5 protein-coding genes and 1 pseudogene are annotated in these 6033 nt (G+C 72.0%); 1 reads left to right on the top strand and 5 read right to left on the bottom strand.

Features of this window, described 5'->3' with window-relative positions; all coding sequences use genetic code 11:
• Positions 1-182: 182 nt before the first annotated feature.
• Complete coding sequence (locus AB0K09_RS28485; RefSeq protein ID WP_366068285.1) at positions 183-2879, bottom strand: NACHT domain-containing protein; 2697 nt, start codon at positions 2877-2879, stop codon at positions 183-185.
• A gap of 57 nt (positions 2880-2936) precedes the next feature.
• Here AB0K09_RS28485 and AB0K09_RS28480 point away from each other — a divergent pair, with 57 nt between their 5' ends.
• Positions 2937-3158, top strand: a complete 222-nt coding sequence (locus AB0K09_RS28480) for a hypothetical protein (protein ID WP_366068284.1) — start codon at positions 2937-2939, stop codon at positions 3156-3158.
• Here AB0K09_RS28480 and AB0K09_RS28475 read toward each other — a convergent pair.
• The 4 genes and pseudogenes from AB0K09_RS28475 to AB0K09_RS28460 form a co-directional block, all read right to left on the bottom strand.
• On the bottom strand, positions 3155-3886 hold the full coding sequence (locus tag AB0K09_RS28475; RefSeq protein ID WP_366068283.1) for a sirohydrochlorin chelatase: 732 nt from the start codon (positions 3884-3886) through the stop codon (positions 3155-3157). The two genes, AB0K09_RS28480 and AB0K09_RS28475, sit on opposite strands and share 4 nt — an antisense overlap.
• Positions 3883-4779, bottom strand: coding sequence for an ABC transporter permease (locus tag AB0K09_RS28470; RefSeq protein WP_366068282.1), 897 nt, complete (start codon positions 4777-4779; stop codon positions 3883-3885). The genes AB0K09_RS28475 and AB0K09_RS28470 overlap by 4 nt, the downstream gene beginning before the upstream one ends.
• Positions 4757-5566, bottom strand: a complete 810-nt coding sequence (locus AB0K09_RS28465; protein WP_366068281.1) for an ABC transporter ATP-binding protein — start codon at positions 5564-5566, stop codon at positions 4757-4759. The genes AB0K09_RS28470 and AB0K09_RS28465 overlap by 23 nt, the downstream gene beginning before the upstream one ends.
• A gap of 55 nt (positions 5567-5621) precedes the next feature.
• Positions 5622-6033: pseudogene (locus AB0K09_RS28460) on the bottom strand (sulfate ABC transporter substrate-binding protein); the annotation flags it as partial.

Raw genomic sequence — 6033 nt, 5'->3', positions numbered from 1 at the left:
TCGAGACCGGCGCGGGCGGCTCGGCCGCCTGCTCACCAGGGCCGAGCAGCGCATCTACGCACGGCTGCTGGGGGAGTGGCTGGAGCGCGGCGCTCAGGTGCGCGGGCGGGGGTGACGGGTCACGGCGCCGGGCGGGAAGAGGTCGGTGCCGATCACCTCGCCGGCGTTGATCATGTGGACCTTCAGGCCGGCCATGTCGGCCAACGGAGTGAGGTCGACCCTCCCCAGAAACGGTTCGCAGCTGATGCCGAGCCGCTGTAGGTGTCCTTGATGGGACGCAGGTTCTCGTACCTCAACGGTCTAGTCAGACTGAGGCGTTTGACCAGGGGCAGCGGAGGAAAATCGACGAGTGAGTTCACGTCTTGGGACACCAGCTGCAGTTCAGTGAGGTGAGGGAGGGAAGGAAGCTCCCCTAGAGCCGCATTGTCGACCGCCGGCACGAAAAGACTGAGGAACTCGAGCCCGGTCAGTTCGCGGACGCCGTTGAGTGTCGTCGAAGCCAGAGTCTCCTCCCAGAGGTACAGGCGTCGGAGCCGTTCGAAGGATGGGAAATCGGCCAAGGAGGACTGAGCCAGTGTCGTCCGAAGGTTGAGTTCCTCCAGCGTGTGCAGCGGGTTCAGGGTGTGGAGGTCCAGCTCGTTGTGCCACCACACGGTCAGTTGTTTCAGGGGAAGCGCCCGAAGCGGCGACAGTTCGCAAGACATCTGGCTCAGCGTCAAGGACTCCAGCTCTGGCAGCTCACGGAGACAGCACAGGATGTCCGAGTTCTCGTTGGCCGCGATGTGCAGATCCTGCACGCGCCGGGGATCCACGGCCGACATGATGGCCTTTGCCGTGAAGTCCCCGACGAAGCTGAGACGGGTCTTTTGGGGAAGCCGCCCGAGAGCCTTGAGTTCGCATGGGCTCGACACCGTGATACGGATCTCCGGGGAAAGATGGCGAAGGATTTCTCGGGAGTACTCTTCAGTGTCGAAGAGGTTCCAGGCGCCGGCCAGAACGATCTGGGCCTCGGGACAAGCGCGGAAGTGCCGGAGAAGCGTGAACGCGGCGTCGCCGCCCACCCGCACGGCAGTCTGTGCTACTGCTTGCGCTTCGTCGCTCGCAAGCCCCTGTGGCCCAGGCAAGAGATCCAGGATCACCGGGCCGGCTGCGGCAAGCTCCTTGGCTTCCTCGTAGCTGCGCGGCGGCAGCAGCGCGCTCCCACGGCTCTCGATCGCCCTCCGAATCTCCGGATCCAACTCCGTGGCCTGAGCGAGGCACGCCATCGCCAGCAGATGCAGCCGCGTCCGGTGCTTGGCCGTCCGGTCGCCCCGAGCCACCAGCCGCCGCAGCAGCGTGGCGCGCTCAGCAGGGCGCGCATGGGCGACCGCCATGCGCAGCACGTCCTCCCACTGGTCGTCGTGCGCGTTCTTCACCAGCAGGCCGAGATCCCGTGCCTCCACGGCCGCCTTGGCGCCGAGGTAGTCCTGGAACGTCCGGTGGACGAAGTCGATCGTGTCGGCCGTGGGGCGGCGCAGCAGCCCGCTCCGGGCGAGCAAGTGCGCGAGCACCTGCCCCGCGTCCCCCTGCCCGGCCACCGCCGGCATCGCGGGCAGCGCCTCCTCGATCAGTGCCAGTGCGGTCTCCTCCTCCAGCTCCGCCTGGCCGTTGCGGATGAGCCAGTAGGCGAGCCGCTGGATGAGCTGAACGGCCTGGTGCCGGTTCAGGACGATGCCTTCGGGGGAGTCGATGCCGCGCTCGTGATCCCGCCGAATGAGCAGCATCGACAGCGCCGCCTCGTACAATTCCATGCGGCTGTGCGGCAGATGACCGCGCCGGTCGCGGTGCAGAGCGCAGATGAGGGCGCACATCAGCGGCGTGGTCGCCAGCTGGGCGAGATCACGCTGACTGCGCACGGAGTCCTTGAGGTTCTCCTCCAACTCGGCCGAGGCGCCCGCCGCGCAGTGCCAGCGGGAGATGAAGACGAAGACGTCGCGTCTGTTCATCGGCCGTACGGTCAGCTCGGTGAACGCGGAGTCGGTGAGCCACTGGTCGGGAACGGCCGATGGCCGGGTAGTGATCAGGTAGTGGGCGTCGGGGTACGCCGCGAGCAGGTCCCGCAGCCAGTCGCGCGTCCGCTCGCGGCGCTGCTTGGGGACCTCGTCGAGGCCGTCGATGAGCAGCAGCCCACGGCCTGCGGCGAGTACGCGATCCGCCCACCCGGCCGGCTGCGAGGGGGCGATGACACTGCCCGTGGCGCCCAGAAAGGCTTCGGGAGCCGGCAAGGCCGTCTGCCGGTCGAGCGTACGCAGGGGCAGCACGAACGGGATGAGTTCCCCGAGGTGGGCGAGCTCTTCGGGCGGGTCCTGGCGCGCCGCGATGACGGCCAGCCACTGGAGGAGTGTCGTCTTGCCGCTGCCCGCCAGGCCCCGGATCAGCGTGCGCCTGCGGCCCGCCAGGGCGCGCTCGGCGCGCTCGACGGTGATGTTGTGCGGCTCGTCGAACTCCCGGTGCTCGGCGAGCTCCAGACTCAGATACGCCGCGTCCAGCGGCCAGCACGCCTTGCCCGGCCCTTCGAGGTCCAGCCCGACGACCGTGAGCCGGCTGTACCGGCCGATGAGGTAGTCGCGGTAGCGCTTCTCGAAGGCGGTGTCCGCGTCCGGAGCCTTCTTCGGGGCAGCGGATACCCGTAACGCCAGCAGTTCCTCCGGATCGGCCCGCAGCGCCTGCGCCAGCGCCACGACCGTCGCCTCCGACGGTACCTTCCGCCCGTTGAGCACCTGGCTCACCGTCGTATGCCCAAGCCCCGACCGGCGTTCCAGCGCCTCCACCGTGAGGCCGCGCCGGGCCCGCAACAGGCGAAGCCGCGCGGCCAGCGCCTCTAACTCGGCAGCCCCCATGCGTTCATCTTCGTACGCCCGAACCCCGTCGAACGCGATATCGGCGAAGTTCGCCCCATGAACTCGACGAACCCTCACACCACCGCCACCGCAGTGACCGTCCTCGCCCTCGCCGTGGTCCTCCTCCTCGCCGCCGCGCTCGGCGCCGTCGCCGGGTGGCTGGCCCGGATGGACGGGGCCGGCCGGCCCGCCGCCCTCAGCCGCGCCGGGGCCGCGTTCGGCGGGGCGCTCACCGTCATCTCTGCCGTCCTCACCCTGCTGCACAGCGTGCTGCGTTAAGCCGCAGCCGCACCCCGTACGACCGCCGCCGTCTCGTACCGGCGCAGCACCGCCTCCGCCACCTCCGGTGCCGCGCCCAGCACATCGCCCAGCACGTCCGCGCCCCGCGCCCCCGCCGCGATGCGGTCCGGGAGGCGGCCCGGGGCGAGGACGTAGGGGGCCACGGCCACCCGGCGGGCGCCCGCCGCGCGCAGGGCCGCGACGGCCTCCGCCGTGGAGGGGGTGCGGGCGGAGGCGAACGCGGGTCGCACGGCGCACCAGCCGGTACGCCGCCACTCCCGCGCGATTTCTGCGATCACCGCGTTCGCCTCCGGGTCGGTGGAGCCCGCCGAGGCCAGGACGATCCCGGTCGACGAGCGGTCGGCGGGGTCCAGCCCCGCCTCGTACAGCCGCCGTTCGAGGGCGGCGGTCAGCAGGGGGGAAGGGCCCAGGACATCGGCCACACGGACCGTCGGACCGGCGGACCGGGCGGCCGCCAGCGCCGCCGGGACGTCCGCCTTCGCGTGAAAGGCCCGCGTCAGCAGCAGCGGCACCGCGACGACCTCCCGCACCCCCTGCGCCGCGAGGCGCTCCAGGGAGCGGCCCACGGAGGGCGCGCAGTGGTCCAGGAAGGCGGCCTCCACCCGCAGCCCCGGCCGCCGCGCCGCCACGCGGCGGCGCAGGGCGTGGACGGTGGCCGCGTGGCGGAGGTCGCGGCTGCCGTGGGCGATCAGCAGCAGGGCCGTCACCGGGCGGCCGCCAGTCCCCGGCCGCGGAGCACGCGCCGCTCCAGCGGGCTGAAGACGATCAGGTCGATGGCGATGCCGACGAACAGGATCAGGGCGATGCCGAGCAGCACGCCCGGCATGTCGGAGTCCGTGCGGGCGTTCTCCAGGTACTGGCCGAGGCCCAGCCCCAGGTCGGGGGAGGAGGCGATCAGTTCGGCGGCCATGAGCGAGCGCCAGGAGAAGGCCCAGCCCTGCTTCAGCCCGGCGAGGTATCCGGGCAGGGCGGCCGGCAGCAGGACGTGCCGGGCGCCGCGCGCGCCGGTCGCGCCCATCGTGCGGCCGGCCCGCAGGTACAGCGGCGGCACCTGGTCGATGCCCGCCACCAGGCCGTTGGCGATCGACGGCACGGCGCCGAGCAGGATCACCGCGTACATGGCCGCGTCCGTGATGCCCAGCCAGATGACCGCGGCGGGCACCCACGCCACCGACGGCAGCGACTGCAGGCCCGACAGCACCGGCCCCAGCGCGGCCCGGACGAACGGCACGCGCGCGACCAGCAGGCCGAGCGGTGTGCCGATGGCGAGGGCGGCGACGAAGCCGAGCAGACCGCGGGAGACGCTCGTCCACACGATGTCCAGCAGGGTGCCGCGCAGCCACAGTTCGCGCAGGCTGTGCCAGACGGCCGCGGGGTCGGGCAGCTTGTAGTCGTCGGTGACGCCGGCGACGACGAGCAGTTTCCAGACGGCGAGGACCAGGACGACGGCGGTGACGGGAGGCAGCACCTTGCGCACCAGGACGTCGCGCAGGGGCGTGCGCCGGACCTGGACGGCGTCCAGCGCGTCCAGGCCGGCCTCCAGTCCCGCCAGGTCGGGTTCGGCGGTTCGCGTGGTCTCAGCCCCGGTCTTGACGGCCATGGCGGCGGATCTCCCCACGTAGTTCCTCGGTGATCTCGACCGACAGGTCGGCCACGGCCGCGTCCTCGATGCGGCGCGGCTGCGGGATGCCGACCGTCCACTCGCGGACGACGCGGCCCGGTCGCGAGGACAGCAGGACGACGCGCTGCCCGAGCCGCACCGCCTCGCGGACGTTGTGCGTGACGAACAGCACCGACAGCCGCGTCTCCGACCAGATGCGGGTCAGCTCGTGGTGCAGCACGTCGCGGGTGATGGCGTCGAGGGCCGCGAACGGCTCGTCCATCAGCAGCACCCTGCTGTCCTGGGCCAGTGCCCGGGCGAGCGCGACGCGCTGCCGCATGCCGCCCGACAGTTCGTGGACACGCTTGCCGTGCGCGCCGCCCAGCCGCACGAGGTCCAGCAGCCGCTCGGCCTCCGCCCGGCGCTCGCCGCGCGGCACGCCGCGCAGCCGCAGGGCGAGCTCGATGTTGCGGCCCGCGGTGAGCCAGGGGAAGAGCGCGTGGTCCTGGAACATCAGCGCCGGGCGGCCGCCGGGCACCTCGATGGTGCCGGCGGTCGGCCGGTCCAGGCCGGCGACCAGGTTGAGCAGCGTCGACTTGCCGCAGCCGGAAGCGCCCAGCAGGCAGAGGAACTCCCCGGGCCGGACGTTCAGCGTGATGTCCTCCAGTATCGAACGCCCGGAGTAGGTCTTGTGGACGCGGTCGATGCGGACGGCCGTCTCCGGTGCGTCGTCCGTGTGGCCGGCGAAGGCCGGGTCGGGCGTCTCGGTGGTCAGGGCCGGGGCCATCCGGTCACCTCCTGGTGTGCGGGCGGCCGGTGGGGCCGCCGGGGTCGCCGGGCTGCTACTGCGTGCCGAGCCGCGCGGCGTCGACCGCCGGCTTTCCCTCGGCCTTGAGCACCTTGTTGAGCAGGGTGAGGTCGTAGATGCCGGTCAGGTCGGGCTTCTCCAGCAGGCCGGCCCGCACGGCGTGATCGGCCTGGGCGCGCAGGGTCGCGGCCAGGGGGTCGTCGGTGACGGTGAGGGACCGCCAGGCCGGGTCGAGCACGTCGGCCGGCAGCCCCTTGCCGGTGAGCCTCTTCAGTGCCGTGTCGGCGGACGCCTTCGCCCGGTCGGGGTTGGCGGCGATCCAGGCGTTGGTGCGGACCGAGCCGCGCAGTACGGCCTCGACGACGTCGGGGTGGGCGGCCAGGAACTTCTGGGAGACGATCACGTTGGTGATGACGAACCTGCCGTCCGGCCAGAGCGAGTTCTCG

It is taken from the genome of Streptomyces sp. NPDC049577 (assembly GCF_040675635.1).
Taxonomy (GTDB): Bacteria; Actinomycetota; Actinomycetes; order Streptomycetales; family Streptomycetaceae; genus Streptomyces.
Note: the sequence above shows the minus strand (reverse complement) of the source record. Positions and strands in the feature narration are given on the sequence as shown.